This window comes from Microbacterium hydrocarbonoxydans, from assembly GCF_000956475.1.
Lineage (GTDB): Bacteria > Actinomycetota > Actinomycetes > Actinomycetales > Microbacteriaceae > Microbacterium > Microbacterium hydrocarbonoxydans_A.
Map to the genome: position 1 here is coordinate 631,493 of NZ_JYJB01000010.1, position 19,777 is coordinate 651,269.

Consider the following 19,777-nt stretch of genomic DNA (forward strand, 5'->3'; position numbering starts at 1 on the left):
GGGGTAGGAGAATCCTGCGTGGATTCACCTACCCCGGCGTTCTTACCTGTCCTCGCTCGGGTCGGACTCAGTCCCCGCTCATCACCGACTGCACGCCGCCGTCGGATCCGAGGTTCACGAGCAGAACGTCGTCTGTCGTGCTGTCGTCGAGCGCGTACTCCAGCACGGCGAACGGCTCCGACCCTCCGTGCTCGTCGGCGAGGATCGTCATGCTCATCAGCCGCAGCGAGCGGATGATGTCGACGGCCGCGTCGCCGCTCACATCGACGAGCACCTCCTCGAGATCTTCGCCGAAGGTCTCCTGCTGCTGAAGGATGTACTCGGTCACCTCGCTGGTGCGATCGTCGACCTCTGCGAGCATGCTGCGGCGAGCCGTGGCGTCGACGCTCTCGAGGCCCGCGATCAGAGATGCGGCGATGTCGAGCGCGTCGGCGGAGACGTCGTCCTGATCGGGAGCCGTGAGGTCGACGGTCACGCTCTGGTCGCCGAGCTCGATCGTCTCCGACCAGAAGATCGAGCCGTCGGGGCCCGAGGACAGAAGTCCGAAGTAGTCGTGTTCGATCGCCATAACGCTATGAAACCAGCCTCTCGCCCACGGCGGTAGCCCTGTCCTCAGCCGACCAGCGACTGGACGAAGACATGGGGGGTGAATCCGGTCAGATCGTCGATCCCCTCGCCCTGACCGAGCAGCTTGACGGGGATGCCGGTGCGCTCCTGCACGGCCAGCACGAAGCCGCCCTTCGCGGAGCCGTCGAGCTTCGTGAGCACGAGCCCCGTGACCCCCGCGTGCTCGAGGAAGGCCTCGGCCTGCATGACGCCGTTCTGCCCCGTGGTGGCGTCGAGGACGAGGAGGACTTCGCTGATAGGAGCCTGCTTCTCGATCACACGGCGGATCTTGGACAGCTCGTCCATCAGACCGCCCTTGGTGTGCAGGCGGCCTGCGGTGTCGATGATCGCGATCTCGATGCCCTGGTTCTTGGCGAACTCGATGGTCTGGAAGGCGACGGATGCCGGATCCTGCCCTTCCTGCTGCGGACGCACGATCGCGGCACCGCCGCGCTGCGCCCACGTCGCGAGCTGGTCGACGGCGGCCGCGCGGAAGGTGTCGGCCGCGCCGACGACGACGCTGCGCTGGTAGCCGCGGAGGAATTTCGTGAACTTGCCGATCGTCGTCGTCTTGCCGACGCCGTTCACGCCGACGACCAGCACGACAGCGGGGCGCTCGGTGAGCTTGAGCGTCGTGTCGAACTTCGCGAAGTGCTCCTCGAGCGTCTCGCGCAGCATCCGATGGAGGTCCTTGGGATCTGTCGTCCGGAAGCGGTCGACCTTCTCGCGGAGCTCTTCGACGACTCGCTCACTGATGTCGGGGCCGAAGTCGGCCGTGATCAGCGCCGTCTCGAGGTCCTCCCATGTGGTCTCGTCGATCGTGGGCTTGACGAACATGCCGCGCAGTGCGCGACCGAGGGACCAGGACTTCTCCGCCATGACTCCAGCCTACGGGTAGCATCCTGGGATGATCCGCGACCGGCTGTACGTGCATGGCGGCGGGCGCCGTGGAGCGGATGCGTGGCCGCATGTTCTCGACCCCCACGCTCGATTCGTGTCGTTCGCCGCCGGCGCATCCATCGTCGACCAGGGGGATGCTCTCGCTCGTGAGCTGACTCCGGGAACCCTGGTCTTCGCGCACTCGATCGGGGCCGTGCCCGTCGCACTGGCGGCGAGGCGCTCGAGCGTCGCCGGCCTCGTGCTCATCGAGCCCGCCCTGTACGACCTCGCCCGAGGACATGAGGCGATCGAGCGGCATATCGGCATCGTCACAGAGGCACGCGCTCGGGCCTCCGCCGGCGACATCCGAGGCTTCTGGGCGATCCTGCGGCCCCTGATGTTCGGCGGCCCATTCGATGACGCGCGCTGGCACGAGGAGCAGCCGCTGGCTGCGCGGTGGGCGAGCACGAACCTCCCCTGGGGCCATGGCGTCCGCGATCGGATGCTGGACGGCGTCCCTGCCCTCGTGGTCACCGGCGGCTGGAACGAGGAGTACGAGGTGATCGCCGATCGCCTCGCGGCCCGAGGCGCCCGGCGCGCGGTGCTTGCCGGTGCCGAGCACCGCCCTCAGGATCTGCCCGGATTCACCGGACTCGTCGCGGAGTTCGAAGCCTCGCTCGCCGTGAGCTGACGGCATCGGTCCGAGAATCCGGATGCTGCTTCCGCTCAGCTCGCTGCGGACGCCCGGTCTCCGACGCGCTGGCCGACCACGGCCGACACGCCGTCCTGACGCATCGAGACGCCATAGAGGGCGTCCGCGATCTCCATCGTGCGCTTCTGGTGGGTGATCACCAGCAGCTGAGAGCTCTCGCGAAGCTGCTCGAACACGGTGAGGAGCCGCCCGAGATTGGCGTCGTCGAGCGCCGCCTCGACCTCGTCGAGGATGTAGAACGGGCTCGGGCGCGCCTTGAAGATCGCCACGAGCAGCGCCACGGCTGCGAGCGAGCGCTCCCCGCCCGACAGCAGCGACAGCCGCTCGATCTTCTTGCCCACCGGGCGTACAGACACCTCGATGCCCGTCGTGAGCATGTTCTCGGGATCCGTGAGCGTGATGCTGCCTGATCCGCCCGGGAACAGCAGCGGGAACACCTCGCCGAAGGCCTGCTTCGTGTCGGCGAAGGCGCTCGCGAAGATCGTCTGCATGCGCTCGTCGAGGTCGGCGATGATCGTCAGGAGATCCTGACGCGTCTGCGTGAGGTCGGCCAGCTGCTCCGTGAGGAAGGCGTGCCGCTGCTCGAGAGCGGCGAACTCCTCCAGAGCGAGCGGATTGACGCGGCCGAGCTGCGCGAGCTTGCGCTCGGCCTCGGCGAGGCGACGCTGCTGCACGCGCCGGTCGTAGGGCACCGTGCCGCCCTCCGCGTGCTCCCCCTCGACGGAGCGGGTGAGCGGATCGTGGGGAACCAGCTGATCGGGGCCATATTCCGCAATGAGAATATCTTCCTCGAGGGCGAGTTCCGAGGCCACGCGTTCGAGCAGGCTGTTGAGGTGGAGTTTCTTCTCATGGATCTGCAGCTCGAGCCCGTGCACGCTCTCGGTGAGGCCGGCGAGGCGCTCCCGCAGAGTCGATTCCTGGGCGCGAAGCGCCGTGAGCTCCTGGTTCTGCGCGGACCGCGCGGACTCGGCCTCGGCCAGCGCCAGTCGCGCTTCCGCGACAGACCGATCGAGAGAATCGAGGATGCGGGGCAGCTCCTCGGCGACGCCGGATGCGGCCTCGCGCTGGGCCCGCCGGATCACGGCGCGGCGCGCGGCTTCGGCGGCCGCCTCCCGCTCCTGCTCGCGCTGGCGCTCCAGCGATGCGACGCGCGCCTGGGCAGCCCGGACTCGCTCCCGCAGTGTCTCCACCTCGAGCCGGGCGCGAACCTCGCCCTCGCGTGCGAGCTCCAGCGCCTCGAGCAGCCCGTCACGCGCGGACGCGTCGAGAACCGGACGCGGAGCGTCGATCGCCTCATCGAGCGCGGCGCGAGCAGCTTCGGCTGTGGCCTCGGCATCTGCGACCGCGGACTGCGCCTGCGCGAGTCCGGCTTCGAGGCGTTCGCACTCGGCGACGGCCGACTCGTGGCGCACCGTCACGCGGTTGACCTGCTCGGTGTGCGACGCCAGAGCCGCGTCGTGCTCGCGCAGCTCGCGCAGCGCCTCCTTCGCGAGTCGTCGGGTCGACTCCACCTGCTCTGTCGCTTCTTCGCGGGCCTCGCGCAGCGAGTCCACGACGACCTGCACCTCGGCGAGGCGCTCCTTGGCGGCGTCGCGCTCAGCTGCGAGCTCCAGTCGCGACCTCTCGCCGCCGGCCCCGGTGCGAAGCGTCTGCGCCGTGATCACATCGCCGCCCACGGTGACGATCGTGGTGCTCGAATCCCCCAGCGCCTCGAGCGCGGCTCGCGCACAGCGCGCGGCGTCGAGGGTGTCCGCGATCAGCACATGGGACAGGATCGCCAGGACGCCTTCCGGCGCCGTCACGGTCTCTACCGCGGGCGTCACGCCCTCGACGACCGGCAGATCGGCCGTCGGACGCTTCGCCGCGGCGATGACCACGTCGACCACGCCCCTGCGCTGATCCGCGGCCTCGAGTGCGACACCGAACGCGTCCGAGGTGTCGTCGACCAGCACGCCCTCCGCCAGCGACCCGAGCACCGCAGCGATGGCCGCTTCGAAACCGGCCCGGACCTGCACCGCATCGCCGACGAGGCCTCGGATGCCGGGTCCCCCGGTCTTGACGATCTCCGCTGCACCGCCTGAGGCCGCCAGGGCGCTGTCGAGCGCTGCCGCCTTGGCCGTCAGAGCATCGACCTCGCGCTCCGCGGCGTGCAGGCGCTCGCGCAGCGTCTCGCGCTCGGCCTCAGCGGCGGTCGCCGCTCGCTGCGCCGACTCGTATGCGGCCGCGTGCTCGGCCGCAGTGCCCTGGGGAGCCTCCGCATCGGCGATGGAGTCCAGCGCCTCGGCCGCCTCGCGCCGGCGGATATGGGCGGCTTCCAGCGCGTTCTCCTGGCGAAGCACGGCGCCCCGTACGGCGGCGAGAGCGGATGCCGCGGCTTCCGCCGTTCCGCGCAGCGCGGTCAACCGCATGTCGTACTCGGAGACCAGAGCGCTCTGCTCGGCGATGTCGACGTCCAGCGTGTCGAGCTCGGCTCGGGCGTGCACCACCTCACGACTCGCGACCGCCGCCGCATCCTGCGCGTCCCCGAGTCCCGCAGAGATCGCATCGATCTCGTCCTTCGCCTCGTCGATCACGGCTTGGGTCACTGTGATCGCCGTGACCGCGGCGTCGTCCTCATCCGAGCCGAGCAGCGCGAGACGCTGATTCGCGAGCGTGTAGAGCCCCCGCATCCGCTCTTGCACCTGCTCGAGACCGAAGGCCACGCTGCGTGCCTGGTCGACCGCAGCAGAGTTCTGCTCGCGCTCGAGTCGCGCGATGCCCGCGCGCACCGCTTCGGCCTGGTCCGTGAGCACGAGCCGTTCGGTGTGCCGCTCCTGCTCGTTGCGGGCATGGTCAGCAAGGGCGGCGCGCAGGGCCACGACGTCGTCCGCGAAGATTCGCGCCTTCGCATCGCGCACGACGGCGGCGATCGTCTGCGCCTCCCGCGCGATCTCGGCCTGACGCCCCAGGGGCTTCAGCTGCCGCCGGATCTCGCCCGCGAGGTCGCTCAGACGAGTGAGGTTGGTCTCCATCGCGTCGAGCTTGCGAAGCGTCTTCTCCTTGCGCCTGCGGTGCTTGAGGATGCCCGCAGCCTCCTCGATGAAGCCGCGGCGGTCCTCGGGAGAGGCCTGCAGAACCGTGTCGAGCCTCCCCTGACCCACGATGACGTGCATCTCGCGGCCGAGCCCGGAGTCGCTGAGGAGCTCCTGCACGTCGAGCAGACGGCAGCTCTCGCCGTTGATCGCGTACTCGCTCGATCCGTTGCGAAACAGCGTGCGACTGATCGTGACCTCTGCGTAGTCGATCGGAAGGGCGCCGTCGCTGTTGTCGATCGTGAGCTGCACCTCGGCACGGCCGAGCGGTCCGCGGGTCGACGTCCCCGCGAAGATGACGTCCTCCATCTTGCCGCCGCGGAGCGTCTTGGCGCCCTGCTCCCCCATCACCCAGGCGAGCGCGTCGACGACGTTCGACTTCCCAGAGCCGTTCGGCCCGACGATGCACGTGACGCCAGGCTCGAAGACGAAGCTCGTCGGCTGCGCGAACGACTTGAACCCCTTGAGCGTCAAGCTCTTCAGATGCATGCGGGGGCCACTCGTCCTCGGGAAATCACGCCCTCACGCTACCGGAATCGTGCGGATCGGCGAGCATCCCGCGCGGTGATCGACGCAACGCGACACGCCGAGCGACACGCCCGGTGCTTGACTCTGCCTGAGAGCCTTCGCTACGGTACCAACGGATCGACCCGTGAAAGGAGGTTACCGATGATGATTCAGCTCAATGCAAAGGCCGCAGGCCTCGACGCGCGTGTTCACTCCGCGCCGCGCTTTGCGTTCTCGGTGACCACCTCGGGCCTCCGACGCTGCACGCTCTCGTAGCACCGCAGCCGGAGAACTCGCCCGCCACAGGTGGGTCTTCTCCCGAACGCCATCCAGCGCTTCGCACCTGATCTCTTCTCAGATCACGGTCTCCCGCCGATCCGGCATCCGTTGATCCCTCTCCGGGATCCGTCTTCTCCTCGCGCCGCCGCCGATCATCCATCGGTGCTCGCCGGCGACGCATTCCACACCCATCCACACCTCCATTCGAAGGAACACCGTGAACACCACGCTGCACCACAGCACCACCCACCCGCCGGATATCCAGGACCAGACGGTCCTGCACATCCCCGCCCCCGACGATCTGCGCGAACTCGCCCTCGCAGACCGACTGTCCCTCAAGATCGGCCTCTGGCTGCTCGAGAGGGCTCAGCGACCGAAGGTCGCGAAGGAACGGATCATCACCACCGCCGAGCCGCTGTTCCTCAACGATCGGCACCTCACGAACGGTGAGGCACGCATCCTGCTCGAGTACCACATGCAGCGTCAGCTGCGCTGACCGGAGGCCGGCACGATGATCGCCCTCACTGCATCCGCGACGCTGCATCCGCTCGTGCTTCCCGCACGGGCGGATGCGGCGGACGCCGACGACCTCATCAGCTACGCGCGGGTCCGCAATGCCTCGCTGATCGAGACCACGGGTCGCGATGACGAGCTTCTCGACCCGGCCGCGCTGCTGCCGCTGCTGCGGTCCGATACCGACGCCACCCGGCGGCAGTGGCTCATCCGCGACGGCGAGGAGACGATCGGACTCGGCGTCCTGAACATCCTCGCCGACGACGACGGACGCACCGCGTTCGTCACGATCAACATCCTCGAGCGCTTCTGGGGCCGCGGACTCGGCTCCGCCGCCCTCGCCCGCATCGAGCAGGTGGCGGCGGATGCCGGGGTGCGCAAGCTGCTGCTGTGGACCCAGCACACCGACCACGGTGAGCCGCACCTCGACTCCCCCACCGGATTCGGCTCGGTTCCTCAGGACCATCACGCGCGCTTCCTGATCCGCCACGGGTTCGTGCTGGAACAGGTCGATCGAGTGAGCGTCCTCGAGTTCGACGACGGCTCGATGAGCGCGCTCGCGGCTCTGCGGGACGAGGCGCAGCGCCTGGCGAGCGACTACCGCGTCGTGCAGTGGATGCTGCCGACCCCGCCCGAGCACATCGCCCGTTATGCGTGGATGAAGGAGCACATGTCGACCGATGCGCCGGATGCCGGCATGGGCATGCCCGCCGAGTCGTGGGATGCCGAGCGCATCGCCCGCCACGATGCCCGTCATCTCGACCGCGGCAACACCGTGCTGGTCACGGCTGCCGAGCACGTCGCAACCGGGGAGCTGTGCGCGTACAACGAGCTGGCGATCGGAAGCCGCCCGGACGAGACGACGCACCAGGAAGACACTCTCGTGCTGTCCGCGCACCGTGGTCATCGACTCGGGATGCTGGTCAAGACGGCCGGACTGCTCACCTGGACGCAACAGCATCCGCTCAGTCCCCGCGTCATCACCTTCAACGCCGAGGAGAACCGTCCGATGCTGAACATCAACGAAGCCATGGGCTTCACCCCGATCGCCTACGAGGGCGCCTGGAGGAAAGACCTGTCATGACCGCCATCACGATCTCGCCGCTCGCGGTCCCTTCGTCCCTGAACGATGAGGACGCCGCGGACTTCCGACTGTTCGGTGAGTTGAGCAGGCAGATCTGCGACGAGCACGTCGGCCTTCCCGATCTGTCGCCCTCCGCCGCCGAGATGCTCTCGGAGTGGCAGGACGCCACGGACAGCCTGCATGTGGGGTTCGTCGCCCGCATGGACGGCGCGGTCGCCGGCATGGTCACGCTGGCGTACGCACAGGAGGAGGGGGCGCAGACCGCCGAGTTCGACATCCTGGTGCCGGAGGCACAGGCCGGGCGTGGAGTCGAGCGCGCTCTGCTGAGCCGCGCTGAAGAGGATGCGACGTCGAGAGGACGCAGCATCCTTCAGACATGGACCCTGCATCGCCCGCAGGAGCAGGAACGCATGCTGATGCCGACCACCGGCTGGGGGCGCATCCCCGCAACACCCCTCTCCGACATCATCGAGGGCGCCGGATACACGCTCGAGCAGGTCGAGCGCAACAGCGAGTACGACCTGCGATCCGACGCCGCCGACGTGCGTCGGATGCTGGCCGACGCCTCCGCGTCCGCCGGAGCGGACTACCGTGTCCTCTCCTGGACCCTGCCCACGCCGCCTGAACTGAGAGACGGCTACGCCGCTGTTCTGGCCCGCCTGTCGACAGATGCGCCCAGCGGAGACATGGACTTCGTCGCGGAGCACTACGACGCCGACCGGGTGGTCCGGCGGGATGCGATGCTGACCTCGGCGGGGCAGCTGGTCTCGGTGGCCGCGGTCGAGCACGTCCCGACTGGCGAACTCGTGGCGTACAACGAGCTGCTGATCGGCGCCGACCGCTGCGGAGTCACGCACCAGTTCGGCACCCTGGTCGCCTCGCACCATCGCGGGCATCGACTCGGCATGATCGTCAAGTGCGCCAATCTGCTGCGGTGGCGCGAGCTGGTCCCGACGTCGCCCGTCGTCTCGACGTTCAACGCGGAGGAGAACCGCCCGATGCTTGACATCAACGAGGCGATCGGCTTCGTGCCGGTGTCGTACTCGGGCGCGTGGCAGAAGCGCGTCTGACAACTCATCCCTGCGATGTAGACGGATCAGCCCGCGGGCCGACGATCCGAACAGCGCGTGCGGCGAGAGTGGAATCATGAACAGTCCCGTCCTCGCCGCACACGCCCTGACAAAGACCTATGGCTCCACCCGCGCGCTCGCCGGAGTCGACCTCGCGATCTCGCGCGGCGAATCGGTCGCCATCATGGGAGCATCCGGTTCCGGCAAGACGACGCTCCTGCATGTACTGGCGGGCATCATCACGCCCGACACCGGTTCCGTGACCTTCCAGCCCGCAGCAGGCGGCGCGATGGAGCTGACCGGCATGAGCGAATCCGCCAGGTCGCGACTGCGCCGAGAGCGCCTCGGCTTCGTGTTCCAGCAGGGGCTGCTCATCCCCGAGCTCACCGCAGTCGAGAATGTCGCGCTCGCCTCGATGATCAACGGCGTGAAGAGAGCGGATGCCGTGCAGCATGCAGCGTCCTGGCTGGGCGCTCTCGGTCTCGCCGGCATGGAGGATCGCCGCATCGGCGAGCTCTCCGGCGGACAGGCGCAGCGGGTCGCGATCGCCCGTGCGCAGGCCACCGGGGCTGAACTCGTGTTCGCCGACGAACCCACCGGCGCGCTGGATTCGCAGACATCGCGGGAGGTGATGGACGCGCTGCTCTGGTCGACCACAGGGCAGGGACGCACGCTCGTCGTCGTCACGCACGACCCGGAGGTGGCTGCGCGCTGCTCTCGGACCATCGCGGTGCGCGACGGACTCGTCGTTCCGACGGCGGTGGACGCATGAACGTCCGCGTCCTGGTGATGCTGCTGCGCCCGTCTCCCGGCCAGGGCGGGCTCATCGCACTCCCGCTGATCGCCTTCGGCGTCGTGACGACACTCGTGCTCACGGTGATCGGCGGCGCCCAGAGCTTCTGGGGATGGAGCGACGACTACGCACCGCTGTATCAGGCGCTCGCCGCGATCGCACTCGCGCTCCTGCTCGTGCCGCTCATGAGCCTCGGCGGTGCGGCCGCCAGACTGGCCGCACGGCGCAGGGACGAGCGGCTCTCGACGCTGCGACTACTCGGCGTGACTCCCCTCGGCGTCGGCGTCGCAACGGTCACCGAATCCGTGTTGCTGGCCGCGGCCGGTGCGGCGGCGGGCGTGGCCGGATATCTGCTCATCAGCCCGCTCATCGGGCTCATCCCGTTCCGCGGCGAAGCGCTGGGCTGGCACGGCGTGCTGCTTTCGCCCCTGCACGTTCTCGCCGTCGTCGGAGGCGTCGTGATCCTCGCCGCGCTGAGCGCCGCGGTCGGTCTCCGCCGCGTCGTGATCTCCCCGCTCGGTGTGCGCATGCGCACGACAGCGACAGGTGCGCACTGGATCCGCTTCGTGATCGGTGCGGGTGCGATCGCGATCGCCTTCGCGTTGGCCCAGCTCGTCCCGCGCATCGCAGGGCTGGTCACGACGATCGTGGTGATCGCTCTGCTGTTCGCCGCTGGGCTGGCTGTGCTGAACCTCGTGGGCCCCTGGTCGCTGAAGGTGAGCGCCCGCGGATGGCTGCGCCGGGCTCAGGTGCCGGAGAGGCTGCTCTCGGCGCGAGTGGTCCTGGACGATCCGAAGGCCGCATGGCGCCAGGTCGGCGGCATCTCGATGGCGAGCTTCATGGCCGTCTTCGCCGGGACGGGAGTCTCTCTGATCGGCGTGCTGGGTGCGGAAGGCGCCGAGGCAGCCGATCTCGCCGTCGCCGACGACATGCGCACAGGATTGATCATCACACTGGTGGCGTCGTTCCTCATGGTGGCGGCATCCGTCGGTGTGAACCAGGCCTCGGCGATCCTCGACTCGCGTGACCTGCATCGCAGTCTCCATCACCTTGGAGTCCCGCTGCAGACAGTCGACCGGGCGCGCACTCGCGCGATCATGGCTCCCCTGCTGCTCACCTCGCTCGGATCGGCACTCTGCGCCGGCATCCTCGTCTTCCCGCTGCTGGGCATCGCTCTCGTCGTGGCCCCCGTCTCTCTGCTGACCATCGCGCTCGTCGTCGCGACGGGGATCTCTGTGGTCTGGGTGAGCACGCGGATGACGAGACCGGTGCTGTCGCGGTCGTTCCATGCCGTGTGACCGCGAGAGCCGCGCGGCTGACAAGATGGTCGCATGAGCACAGTCGTCGATTTCGGGAACGTCTCCACCGCCGGAGTCGAGTCCTCGCCAGTCGTGGAGGCGCTGGCGGGTCTTCGAGCGAACGAGGCGCGCTACATCACCAACAAGTACGGGATCGCCTTCACCGTAAGCACCCCTGAGGAGGACCCGAAGACGCTGCAGTGGGTGACAGACATCCTCCGTGAGGAGCGAGGAATCGTGATCTCGAGCCCGGCGCTCGAGGTGAGCGGCTTCGAAGCCGACGGCATCCGCTTCGGCTACGTCTTCTACGCCTCCGGTCTCGCGATCAACGTGATGTACACGATCGAGGCCGGCGGGAAGCGCGCCGTCGGTTTCAAGCTCTCCCTCGGCATGGACGTCCCCGAGGAGCTGGCGGCGTTCAAGTTCGCGCGGCAGCGGTCGAAGCTGGCCGGCGAGATCCGCGGCTCGTACTTCGTCATCAAGGGCGAGCACCCGTCAGCGGGCTGACGTCACTCCGCGCTGCAGCCGGGGAAGGCGCTGTTCTCGCCGTGATCCAGGTCGCGCAGGAGCCGCAGCTCCGTGTCTTCCGAGGAGATCTCGAAGCCGGCCTCGCCGAGGACGCTCATGGTGTACCCCGTTCTCTTCGTCCGTCGGGAGGGCGGCGTAGTATTCCTCGGCGACAGGCTCGAGCCATTCGTTGCTGACGCCTGCACCCGGCGTGATGAAAGCGACGTGCGAGAACCAGGTGTCGGCCTTCGCGCCGTGCCAGTGCTTGGTGCCGGCCGGAACTCGGATGACCGTTCCGGGCTCCACGCTGATCGGGTCCTCTCCCTCGGCCTGGTACCAGCCCGATCCGGCCGTGCACAGAAGGATCTGGTCGCCGCCGCCGTCCGCACCGTGGTGGATGTGCCAGTTGTTGCGGCATCCCGGCTCGAAGCTGACGTTGCTCACCGGCACGCTCCCTGATGCGAGCGGAGCCAGATAGCTCTGCCCGACGAAGTACTGCGCGAACGCGTCATTCCGCTCGCCGAGGGGGAAGATCTGCGGGAATTCGGTGTTTCCTGAGGTCATGCCTTCGACGCTACGCCCCCTCCCCCTCGTGTGAAACAGTCCCTGTCAGTACACCCCTCGAGAGAGCCTCCCACGATGCGCGCGGGCGGGGTTGGATGGACGATGGGCGCATGCCGCACACGCGCCGGACAGGAGCAGACATGAGCACAGACGGGCAGAGCACGGGCTGGTCCGGTGGGAAGAACGCGTTCGGCGATTTCGCACCGGGGATGGTCCACTACACGGACCGCGTGCTGTTCGACGAGGTGTGGGAGCGCGAGGGGCTCTCCAAGCGAGACCGCAGCCTGATCACGGTGGCGGCCCTCACTGCGATGGGCAAGATGGAACAGCTGCAGTTCCACCTCGGCTACGCACGCCAGAACGGAGTCACCGATGAGGAGCTCACGGAGGCACTGCTCCATCTCGCCTTCTATGCGGGTTGGCCTAACGGCATGGGAGCGACCGCTGTGCTGAAGAACATCGTCGAGCAGGCGGACTGAGCCCTCCCTGACGTCACGGTCTCCGCTGGCAGCGGGGGCAGTAGTGCGAGGAGCGGTTCATGAATGCGGCGCGGACGATGGACCGCCCGCATCGACTGCACGGCTCTCCGTGGCGCCCGTAGGCGTTGAGCGAGTGCGCGAAGTAGCCCGCCTGTCCGTTCACATTCACGTATTGCGCGTCGAAGCTCGTTCCGCCCTCTGCCAGCGCCTTGGCGAGCACGCTGCGGATCTCCGTGAGCAGCCGGCGAACGGCCTGCGTCGACAGCGCTGACGCAGGAGTCTCGGGATGGATGCGCGCCGCCCACAGCGACTCGTCGGCGTAGATGTTGCCGACCCCGCTGATCACGCCTTGATCGAGGAGCACGCGTTTGATCGCGCTGCCCCGCTTGGCGAGGGCGAGCCGGAAGCCCGCATCATCGAAGGCCGGGTCGATCGGATCGCGCGCGATGTGGGCGACCTGCGACGGGATCGATGACGGGCCGTCAGACACCAGGCGATCGACTGCGAGCGATCCGAAGGTGCGCTGGTCGGAGAACACCACAGCGAGTTCGCCGTGGGTCGGATGCTCGAGATGGATGCGGATCCGCTCGTGTCGTTCGGCGACGGCATCCGGTGCGCGCAGCAGCATCTGGCCGCTCATGCCGAGATGGGCGATCAGCGCCTCCTCGCCGCCCTCCAGGGGAAGCCAGAGGAACTTGCCGCGGCGCTCTGCTCCAGTGATCGTGCGGTTCTCGAGGCGCGAGGCGAAGTCGAGCGCTCCGAGCGGATGCCGGGTCAGAGCGCGCTCGTCGAACACGCTGACCGCGGTGACCAGAGAGCCGATGGCGGCGGGAGCGAGTCCCGCTCGGACGACCTCGACCTCGGGGAGCTCAGGCACGTGCGTTGAGCACGCGCCAGGCGTTCAGCGCTGCCGCCATCTCGGCGGTCTTCTTGCTGGTGCCGTTGCCTGTCATCGTGACGTCGCCGACGGTCACGGTCGCGACGAATCGGCGATCGTGGTCGGGACCGCTCGCCTCGACCGCATACTCCGGGGGCGTCGCACCCGAGCGAGCGGCAAGCTCCTGCAGGCTGGTCTTCGGGTCCATCGCGGCGCCATAGCGTTCGGGATCGGCGAGCAGCGGCTTGGTGAGCCTCAGCACGAGATCGGTCGCAGCCTCCGGCCCTGCCGACATGTAGGTCGCACCGATGACGGCTTCCATCGTGTCGGCGAGAATCGAGTCCTTGTCACGACCACCGGTCTGCTCTTCACCACGACCAAGCAGCAGATGCTCGCCGAGGCCGATCCCTCGCGCCACCTCGGCCAGAGCGACCGTCGACACGACGCTCGCGCGCCGCTTCGCGAGGGAACCCTCATCGAGCTCGGGGTGCGTCGTGAAAAGCATCACGGTCACAGCCTGCCCGAGCACGGAATCGCCGAGGAACTCCAGGCGTTCGTTGTGCGGGATCCCGCCGTGCTCGTACGCGTACGAGCGGTGGGTCAGCGCCAACTCCAGAAGCTCCGCGTCGATATCGACACGGAGCTTCTGCGAGAGAGTCTCTTCGCCGGTTGTGACGTCAGTCACGAGCGACTCAGACGTCGGCGACCTTGCGGCCCTTGTACTCGAGGAAGAGCTCGGTGCCCTGCGAGTCGGTGACGACCTTCGCCTGGTGCGGACGGCTGTAGACGACCTGACCGTTCTCGATCGTCTTCACGAGTGCGACGGGAGCCGCCTTCCACTGCGCGCGACGCGAACGGGTGTTGGAACGGGAAACCTTGCGCTTCGGGGGGTTACCAGCCATGACTAGCTCTCTTCTTTCTCGGCGGCACGGCTCTCTGCCGTACCGTCTTGGTCTGTGATCTGCTGGAGCGCACTCCATCGAGGATCGATGGGAGCTTCCTGCTCCGTTCCGGTGCTCACGGTCAGCTTCTCGCCGGTTCTCGGGTCGAGCCCCAGGCAGTCCGGCTGACACACCGGCTGAAAAGGAAGCGACAACACGGCCGCATCCCTGACCAGAGTTTCAAGATCCACGTGGTCGTCTTGAACCTCGAAGTCAGTTTCTTCCTCACCAGGATACGCGAAAAGCTCCTGGAACTCGACTTCGACAGGCCGAGTGATGGGTGTGAGGCATCGACCGCACTCTCCTGAGTACTCTCCGTCGGCTGTTCCGGACACGAGGATGCCCTCGTGAACCGACTCCAGACGCACGTCGAGATCGAGCTCGGATCCCTCGGCGAGAGAGACGATTCCCTCGCCCCACTGCTCGGAGAGGGTGACCGTGAACTCGTGCTCACGCATCTCGCCCGGGCGTCGGACGATGTCGCGGACGGGCAGGACGAAAGGACCATTCATACGGGAACGCACCCCGCAATGCTACCCGCTCCCGCCTGGACGGGTCCCGAGTCAGATGCCTCGGGCGCCGGTGTCGAGGAACGCCGCGACAGCGGGCGGGACGAACGGCGACACGTCGCCCCCGAGTCCGGCCACCTGGCGCACGAGCGAGCTGGACACCATGGCGTGCGAGGGATCAGGCAGCAGGAAGACCGTCTCGATATCGGCGAGGTGCCGGTTGACGATCGCCATCGGCGACTCGTAGGCGACGTCGATCTGCGAGCGGATGCCCTTCACGAGCACGCCGGCGTTCACATCGCGCGCATAGTCGACCAGAAGGCCCATGCTCCATGAACCGATGACGATGTTGCCGCCCATGCCGTCCTCGGCGATCGACTTCTCGAGAAGAGCGAGGCGCTGAGAGATCGGCAGCATCGCCTCCTTGCCGGGGTTGTGCACCACCAGCACGTGCAGCTCGTCGTAGAGCTTCGCTGCTCGGCGGATGACATCGAGATGGCCGAGAGTCGGCGGGTCGAAGGAACCTGGGACGACCGCGATCCGGCTGCTCACATCGACTCCTTCGGTCGCTCACTGCACCGCATGCCTCCCAGCCTAGGGCACGTCAGTTCTTGGCCAGCGCCGCGCGGTCCTCATCGCTCACCCGGCGCTCGATCGCCTCCCGGAGTCCCGGATGAGCGGCGAGAGCCGGGTCGGAGGACAGGATGACCTCGGCCAGCTCACGCGCACGCACGATGAGGCGGGAGTCCTTGACCACGCGCAGAAGCCGCAGAGACGAGCGGACGCCGGCCTGCACAGACCCGAGAACGTCGCCCTCTCCGCGCAGCTCGAGGTCGACCTCGGCCAGCTGGAAGCCGTCGAGAGTTGCGGCGACGGCATCCACCCGCTCTCGCGCCACCGAGCCCTCCTCCGCCTCGGTGACGAGCAGGCACAGGCCCGGCACTCCCCCTCGGCCGACGCGTCCTCGTAGCTGATGCAGCTGCGAGACGCCGAAGCGGTCGGCATCAAGGACGATCATGGTCGACGCGTTCGGCACATCGACGCCGACCTCGATCACGGTCGTGGCCAGCAGGAGATCGATCTCGCCCCGCGCGAACGCCTGCATGACGGCGTCCTTCTCGTCCGACGGCATCTTGCCGTGCAGCACTGCTCGGCGAAGGCCGCCGAGCGTGGGGTGCGTGGACAGCGCCTCGTCGAGCTGCACCACGCCCCACCGAGGTCCGTTCGCACCTTCCTGAGCAGGAAGCGCGCCTGCCTCTCCGGTCTTCTTCGTGGTGTCGATCGCCGCGCACACCGCGAACACCTGCCGCCCCTGGGCGATCTCCTCGGATGCGCGCTGCCACACCCGCTGCCACCAGCCGGGATGCTCGGCGAGAGGGGCGACGAAGGACTGGATCCCCGCGCGCCCTGCCGGCATCGTGCGGATCACGGACGTGTCGAGGTCGCCGAACACGGTCATGGCCACGGTGCGCGGGATGGGCGTGGCAGTGAGGACGAGCGCGTGCGGACTGGAGCCCTTGGCGCGCAGCGCCTCGCGCTGCTCGACGCCGAAGCGGTGCTGCTCGTCGACCACGACCAGTCCGAGGTCGGCGAACGTCGTCTTCTCTCCCAGGAGCGCGTGGGTTCCGACCACGATGAGCGCCTGACCGGATGCCACGCGCAGCGCAGCCTTACGACGGTCGGCCGCGGGCATCTGGCCGGTGAGGAGCGTGGGCATCACCAGTGGCGAGAGCTCCGGTCCGAGCATCTTGGCGATCGAGCGCAGGTGCTGGCCGGCCAGCACCTCGGTCGGAGCGATCAGTGCGGCCTGACCTCCGGACTCGGCGACCTGCAGCATCGCCCTGAGGGCGACGAGTGTCTTGCCGGATCCGACCTCGCCCTGCACGAGCCGATTCATCGGCCAGGCACCGACGAGGTCCTTCGCGATCTGCGCGCCCACGGTGTGCTGGTCGTCGGTCAGCGTGTAGGGCAGCGCCGCATCGAAGCGCTCGAGCAGGCCGCCCGGGTGTGCGGGCCGCGCGGTGGCCGACAGCGCCCGCACGGCGTCGCGCTGCTGCAGCAGCGCGGTCTGCAGGGTCAGCGCCTCGTGCATGCGCAGGGTCCGCACGGCGGGATCGATGTCGGTCCGGGTCTTGGGGCGATGGATCTGCTCGAGCGCCTGGTGCGCGGTGAGCAGCTCCTCCCTGCGCCGGACGTCGTCTGGCAAAGGCTCGGGCAGCGTTCCGAGATCATCAAGAACCCGGCCGATGAGCCTCGCGATCTGCATCGATGCCAGGCTCGCCGTCGCCGGGTAGATCGGGATCGGCACCGTCGCGCGGGCATCGGCTCGGCGCCGGGCCTCGTCTTCATCGTCGAACAGCTCGTACTCAGGGTGCGAGAACTGCGTGACGCCGTTGAACTCGCCCACCTTGCCGGAGAAGATCCCGCGTCGGCCGACGGCGAGCTGATCCGCCCGCCACTTGGCCTGATCGAGGCTCTTGGCGAAGAACGTGAGCGACATCTTGCCGATGCCGTCTCCGATGATCACCTCCACCATCGCGCCGCGGCGATTGCGCATCGCACGGGCACTCGACGTCAGGACCTCGGCCACGATCGTGACGTTCTCTCCGACCGGGAGCTCGCGGATAGGCGTGAGCTCAGCGGGATCGGCATAGCGGCGGGGATAGTGCGAGAGCAGATCGCCCACCGTCTCCATGCCGAACGCGCGCGTGAGCGACTTCGCGACGGTCGCGCCGAGCGCCTCGGCGAGAGTCGAGTCGAGCGAGAGCGGCATGATCCGAGTCTAGGGACAGGCGCCGACGTCGCCTGCCGATATCGTGAACAGGTGACCAGGATCATCGCAGGCAGAGCACGAGGGGCGCGTCTCGAGGTGCCGAGCACGGGCACCCGCCCGACCAGTGACCGCGTACGCGAATCACTCTTCGGAGCCCTCGAATCGGCCGACGCTCTCGCCGGCGCTCGCGTCCTCGATCTGTACGCGGGTTCCGGCGCCCTGGGCCTCGAATCGCTCAGCCGCGGAGCCGCGAGCGTGGATCTGGTCGAGAAGGGCAGGCAGGCGGCGGCGATCGTGCGCCGCAACGCCGCGACGGTGGCGAAGGCCGGCGGGATCGCGATCGGACGCGTGCACGAGAGCGCGGTGCATCCGTTCCTGCTTCGAGCGGCCGGCACGTTCGATCTGGTGTTCTCCGACCCTCCCTACGACATCGCCGACGACGCGATGACGGCCGATCTGGTCGCTCTCGCCCCGCTGCTCTCCGCCGACGCGATCGTGGTCGTCGAGCGCGCGAAGCGCGCCACCCCTCCGGACTTCGCCGCCGCCGGCATGCGGCTGCTGCGTGACAAGGCCTACGGCGACACCACCCTGTGGTGGGCGGAGCCTCAGCCCGCCGTCGAATCCCAGTCGCGGTAGGGGTCCCATCCGGAGACGTCGACGGGTGCGTCGTCGCACAGCAGCGCCTCGACACCCGCCTGGCGGGCTTCGCCGATCACGCGGAACCCCGCGGGCACGATGCCGGGCGGGAACGCCGCCAGCAGAGCGTGGTCCTCTCCCCCGGCCAGCGCACGCGCCGGATCTACGCCGAGAGCGGCTCCGTTCAGTGCGATGGTGATGCCGGATGCCGCGGCCATGCGCCGCGCGTCGAGCGCGAGTCCGTCGGAGACGTCCATCATCGCGGTCGCCCCGGCGACGGCCGCGAACGGGCCCAGCCCGATCGGCGGCGACGGGCGCAGCTGCGCGGCGACCGCCGCGCGCTCGCCCGCCGCGAGCTGTGTCGGCTCCACGGGAACCGGCGTCTCGCCGTCGCGGAAGCGTCCGAACAGCACGGCGAGGCCGTGCGCGGCGAGTCCGAGCTCGCCCGCGACCGCGATCGCGTCTCCCGGGCGCGCGCCGGATCGCGTGACGGCGGCGCGTCCCTCCAGATCGCCCAGGGCAGTGACCGCAACCGTCAGCACGTCGGACACGGTCAGATCGCCGCCGACCACCGCGCATCCGGGCGCGAGCGCCGCGCAGGCCTCGCGGAATCCGTCGGCGAGGCTCTCGACGAACGACAGCCGCAGATCGCGCGGCACGGCGAGAGCGACGAGCAGGGCAGTCGGGCGAGCGCCCATCGCGGCGACATCGGCCAGGTTGACGGCAGCGGACTTCCACCCCAGGTCGTAGCCGCCGGACCACGCCAGCCGGAAGTCGGGGCCGTGCACAAGAGTGTCGGTCGTCGCCACCACGGTGCCCGAAGGCGCCGCGATCACGGCGGCGTCGTCGCCGGGGCCGATGATGGTGTGCGTCGCCTGGGCGGTGCGACTCAGGATCGCCTGCAGGATCTCTCCTTCGGAGAGGTCGCGGAGGCGGGGATCATCGGCGTCGGGTCGGGAGGGCATGCTGTCAAAGGTAGCCTGGAAGCATGCCCCGTTCTCGTCGTCTCACCGCCGCGGCGGGAGCCCTGATCCTTCTCGGCGCCCTGGCCGGATGCTCGACGACGATTCATGTCGATGCCGCGGAAGACGCGGACAATCCCGCCTGCGCTGACGTCTCGGTGCTGCTGCCCGACGCGATCGGCGATCTCGATCGCGTGTGGACGGATGCTCAGGCGACGGGGGCCTGGGGCGACCCGACCGTCGTCCTCAGGTGCGGCGTCGACGTGCCCGCACCCTCGGATCTCGTGTGCCAGACCATCGGCGGTGTCGACTGGCTCGTCCTCGCTCAGGAGGACGAGCGTCAGCGGCTCGTGTCCTACGGACGCGACCCCGCGATCGAGGTGATCATCAAACGCGGATCCGACATCGACTTCCGCTCGATCGTGGAGACGCTGTCGACCAGCATCCAGTCAGGGCTTCAGCCGGCGTCCGCGAAGTGCACCGATCGGATCGAATGATGAACCCGCTGATCCCCACCGCGTACGACGTCTTCTGGAGCGTCCTGGCGGCGGGAATGCTCGCCTGGTCGATTGCAGCATTCGTCTCGATGCTGCGGACGCGGACGCTGAACGGGCTCAGATTCCTGGCCTGGTTCCTGCTCCTGATCCTGCTGCCCCTGCTCGGCGCGACCGCCTGGTTCGTGTACGGGCGCAGAGCCGAAGCCCTGCGCCCGTAGCC

Annotated in this window: 22 protein-coding genes; 11 read left to right on the forward strand and 11 right to left on the reverse strand. The window is 68.5% G+C overall.

The window, feature by feature from the left end:
* Positions 1–67: 67 nt before the first annotated feature.
* Complete coding sequence (locus tag RS84_RS15640) at positions 68–568, reverse strand: DUF2004 domain-containing protein (RefSeq protein WP_045258692.1); 501 nt, start codon at positions 566–568, stop codon at positions 68–70.
* Between the two features lie 44 nt (positions 569–612).
* Positions 613–1,485 (reverse strand): signal recognition particle-docking protein FtsY, encoded by an 873-nt coding sequence (gene ftsY, locus RS84_RS15645; RefSeq protein ID WP_045258693.1) that lies wholly within the window; start codon positions 1,483–1,485, stop codon positions 613–615.
* 28 nt (positions 1,486–1,513) lie between these two features.
* Here ftsY and RS84_RS15650 point away from each other — a divergent pair, with 28 nt between their 5' ends.
* Positions 1,514–2,176 (forward strand): hypothetical protein, encoded by a 663-nt coding sequence (locus tag RS84_RS15650; protein ID WP_045258694.1) that lies wholly within the window; start codon positions 1,514–1,516, stop codon positions 2,174–2,176.
* 35 nt (positions 2,177–2,211) lie between these two features.
* Here RS84_RS15650 and smc read toward each other — a convergent pair whose 3' ends face one another.
* Positions 2,212–5,757, reverse strand: a complete 3,546-nt coding sequence (smc, locus tag RS84_RS15655; protein ID WP_045258695.1) for a chromosome segregation protein SMC — start codon at positions 5,755–5,757, stop codon at positions 2,212–2,214.
* A 514-nt stretch (positions 5,758–6,271) separates the two neighbouring features.
* On the opposite strand from smc, the gene RS84_RS15660 reads away from it, so the two are divergent.
* The 6 genes from RS84_RS15660 to RS84_RS15685 all read left to right on the forward strand — a co-directional run bounded on the left by RS84_RS15660 (position 6,272) and on the right by RS84_RS15685 (position 11,319).
* Positions 6,272–6,550, forward strand: coding sequence for a hypothetical protein (locus RS84_RS15660; protein WP_045258696.1), 279 nt, complete (start codon positions 6,272–6,274; stop codon positions 6,548–6,550).
* Between the two features lie 15 nt (positions 6,551–6,565).
* On the forward strand, positions 6,566–7,651 hold the full coding sequence (locus RS84_RS15665) for a GNAT family N-acetyltransferase (RefSeq protein ID WP_045258697.1): 1,086 nt from the start codon (positions 6,566–6,568) through the stop codon (positions 7,649–7,651).
* Positions 7,648–8,721: a GNAT family N-acetyltransferase gene (locus tag RS84_RS15670; RefSeq protein ID WP_045258698.1), complete on the forward strand. Its 1,074-nt coding sequence runs from the start codon at positions 7,648–7,650 to the stop codon at positions 8,719–8,721. Before RS84_RS15665 ends, RS84_RS15670 begins: the two co-directional genes overlap by 4 nt.
* A 76-nt stretch (positions 8,722–8,797) precedes the next feature.
* Positions 8,798–9,493: an ABC transporter ATP-binding protein gene (locus tag RS84_RS15675; protein WP_045258699.1), complete on the forward strand. Its 696-nt coding sequence runs from the start codon at positions 8,798–8,800 to the stop codon at positions 9,491–9,493.
* Positions 9,490–10,812: a hypothetical protein gene (locus tag RS84_RS15680; RefSeq protein ID WP_045258700.1), complete on the forward strand. Its 1,323-nt coding sequence runs from the start codon at positions 9,490–9,492 to the stop codon at positions 10,810–10,812. The genes RS84_RS15675 and RS84_RS15680 overlap by 4 nt, the downstream gene beginning before the upstream one ends.
* Positions 10,813–10,845: 33 nt before the next feature.
* On the forward strand, positions 10,846–11,319 hold the full coding sequence (locus RS84_RS15685; RefSeq protein ID WP_045258701.1) for a hypothetical protein: 474 nt from the start codon (positions 10,846–10,848) through the stop codon (positions 11,317–11,319).
* On the opposite strand, the gene RS84_RS15690 is transcribed toward RS84_RS15685, so the two are convergent.
* Positions 11,308–11,883, reverse strand: a complete 576-nt coding sequence (locus RS84_RS15690) for a cupin domain-containing protein (protein ID WP_082062224.1) — start codon at positions 11,881–11,883, stop codon at positions 11,308–11,310. The two genes, RS84_RS15685 and RS84_RS15690, sit on opposite strands and share 12 nt — an antisense overlap.
* 140 nt (positions 11,884–12,023) lie before the next feature.
* On the opposite strand from RS84_RS15690, the gene RS84_RS15695 reads away from it, so the two are divergent.
* A complete protein-coding gene (locus RS84_RS15695; protein ID WP_045258702.1) occupies positions 12,024–12,362 on the forward strand; it encodes a carboxymuconolactone decarboxylase family protein in 339 nt (112 codons plus the stop codon).
* A 13-nt stretch (positions 12,363–12,375) separates the two neighbouring features.
* Here RS84_RS15695 and mutM read toward each other — a convergent pair whose 3' ends face one another.
* From mutM to RS84_RS15725, 6 genes are read right to left on the reverse strand one after another with little or no spacing between them, the layout of a single operon-like run.
* Entirely contained in the window at positions 12,376–13,239 is an 864-nt protein-coding gene (mutM, locus tag RS84_RS15700) for a bifunctional DNA-formamidopyrimidine glycosylase/DNA-(apurinic or apyrimidinic site) lyase (protein ID WP_045258703.1), read from the reverse strand.
* Positions 13,232–13,924: a ribonuclease III gene (gene rnc / locus RS84_RS15705; RefSeq protein ID WP_045258704.1), complete on the reverse strand. Its 693-nt coding sequence runs from the start codon at positions 13,922–13,924 to the stop codon at positions 13,232–13,234. Before rnc ends, mutM begins: the two co-directional genes overlap by 8 nt.
* Before the next feature lie 7 nt (positions 13,925–13,931).
* Positions 13,932–14,141 (reverse strand): 50S ribosomal protein L32, encoded by a 210-nt coding sequence (rpmF, locus tag RS84_RS15710; RefSeq protein WP_017830754.1) that lies wholly within the window; start codon positions 14,139–14,141, stop codon positions 13,932–13,934.
* Positions 14,142–14,143: 2 nt separating this feature from the next.
* Complete coding sequence (locus RS84_RS15715) at positions 14,144–14,692, reverse strand: YceD family protein (protein ID WP_045258705.1); 549 nt, start codon at positions 14,690–14,692, stop codon at positions 14,144–14,146.
* Between the two features lie 51 nt (positions 14,693–14,743).
* Positions 14,744–15,241 carry a pantetheine-phosphate adenylyltransferase gene (coaD, locus tag RS84_RS15720; protein WP_045258706.1) on the reverse strand — a complete coding sequence of 166 codons (498 nt, stop codon included), beginning with the start codon at positions 15,239–15,241 and terminating at the stop codon, positions 14,744–14,746.
* A gap of 52 nt (positions 15,242–15,293) precedes the next feature.
* Positions 15,294–17,462 (reverse strand): ATP-dependent DNA helicase RecG, encoded by a 2,169-nt coding sequence (locus RS84_RS15725; protein ID WP_045258707.1) that lies wholly within the window; start codon positions 17,460–17,462, stop codon positions 15,294–15,296.
* Between the two features lie 51 nt (positions 17,463–17,513).
* On the opposite strand from RS84_RS15725, the gene rsmD reads away from it, so the two are divergent.
* Positions 17,514–18,098 carry a 16S rRNA (guanine(966)-N(2))-methyltransferase RsmD gene (gene rsmD, locus RS84_RS15730; RefSeq protein ID WP_045258708.1) on the forward strand — a complete coding sequence of 195 codons (585 nt, stop codon included), beginning with the start codon at positions 17,514–17,516 and terminating at the stop codon, positions 18,096–18,098.
* On the opposite strand, the gene thiL is transcribed toward rsmD, so the two are convergent.
* Complete coding sequence (thiL, locus tag RS84_RS15735) at positions 18,068–19,063, reverse strand: thiamine-phosphate kinase (RefSeq protein WP_045258709.1); 996 nt, start codon at positions 19,061–19,063, stop codon at positions 18,068–18,070. The genes rsmD and thiL overlap by 31 nt on opposite strands.
* Positions 19,064–19,086: 23 nt before the next feature.
* On the opposite strand from thiL, the gene RS84_RS15740 reads away from it, so the two are divergent.
* Together RS84_RS15740 and RS84_RS15745 are read left to right on the forward strand one after the other, a co-directional pair.
* Positions 19,087–19,557: a DUF3515 family protein gene (locus RS84_RS15740; protein WP_045258710.1), complete on the forward strand. Its 471-nt coding sequence runs from the start codon at positions 19,087–19,089 to the stop codon at positions 19,555–19,557.
* A complete protein-coding gene (locus tag RS84_RS15745; RefSeq protein ID WP_052676401.1) occupies positions 19,557–19,775 on the forward strand; it encodes a PLDc N-terminal domain-containing protein in 219 nt (72 codons plus the stop codon). Before RS84_RS15740 ends, RS84_RS15745 begins: the two co-directional genes overlap by 1 nt.
* The last annotated feature ends 2 nt before the right edge of the window (positions 19,776–19,777 follow it).

Coding starts and splice junctions, on each gene's coding strand:
- RS84_RS15640 (WP_045258692.1), bottom strand. CDS start 568: ATGGCGATCGAACACGACTACTTCGGACTTCTGTCCTCGGGCCCCGAC.
- ftsY (WP_045258693.1), bottom strand. CDS start 1,485: ATGGCGGAGAAGTCCTGGTCCCTCGGTCGCGCACTGCGCGGCATGTTC.
- RS84_RS15650 (WP_045258694.1), top strand. CDS start 1,514: ATGATCCGCGACCGGCTGTACGTGCATGGCGGCGGGCGCCGTGGAGCG.
- smc (WP_045258695.1), bottom strand. CDS start 5,757: ATGCATCTGAAGAGCTTGACGCTCAAGGGGTTCAAGTCGTTCGCGCAG.
- RS84_RS15665 (WP_045258697.1), top strand. CDS start 6,566: ATGATCGCCCTCACTGCATCCGCGACGCTGCATCCGCTCGTGCTTCCC.
- RS84_RS15670 (WP_045258698.1), top strand. CDS start 7,648: ATGACCGCCATCACGATCTCGCCGCTCGCGGTCCCTTCGTCCCTGAAC.
- RS84_RS15675 (WP_045258699.1), top strand. CDS start 8,798: ATGAACAGTCCCGTCCTCGCCGCACACGCCCTGACAAAGACCTATGGC.
- RS84_RS15680 (WP_045258700.1), top strand. CDS start 9,490: ATGAACGTCCGCGTCCTGGTGATGCTGCTGCGCCCGTCTCCCGGCCAG.
- RS84_RS15685 (WP_045258701.1), top strand. CDS start 10,846: ATGAGCACAGTCGTCGATTTCGGGAACGTCTCCACCGCCGGAGTCGAG.
- RS84_RS15690 (WP_082062224.1), bottom strand. CDS start 11,883: ATGACCTCAGGAAACACCGAATTCCCGCAGATCTTCCCCCTCGGCGAG.
- RS84_RS15695 (WP_045258702.1), top strand. CDS start 12,024: ATGAGCACAGACGGGCAGAGCACGGGCTGGTCCGGTGGGAAGAACGCG.
- rpmF (WP_017830754.1), bottom strand. CDS start 14,141: ATGGCTGGTAACCCCCCGAAGCGCAAGGTTTCCCGTTCCAACACCCGT.
- RS84_RS15715 (WP_045258705.1), bottom strand. CDS start 14,692: ATGAATGGTCCTTTCGTCCTGCCCGTCCGCGACATCGTCCGACGCCCG.
- RS84_RS15725 (WP_045258707.1), bottom strand. CDS start 17,462: ATGCCGCTCTCGCTCGACTCGACTCTCGCCGAGGCGCTCGGCGCGACC.
- thiL (WP_045258709.1), bottom strand. CDS start 19,063: ATGCCCTCCCGACCCGACGCCGATGATCCCCGCCTCCGCGACCTCTCC.
- RS84_RS15740 (WP_045258710.1), top strand. CDS start 19,087: ATGCCCCGTTCTCGTCGTCTCACCGCCGCGGCGGGAGCCCTGATCCTT.
- RS84_RS15745 (WP_052676401.1), top strand. CDS start 19,557: ATGAACCCGCTGATCCCCACCGCGTACGACGTCTTCTGGAGCGTCCTG.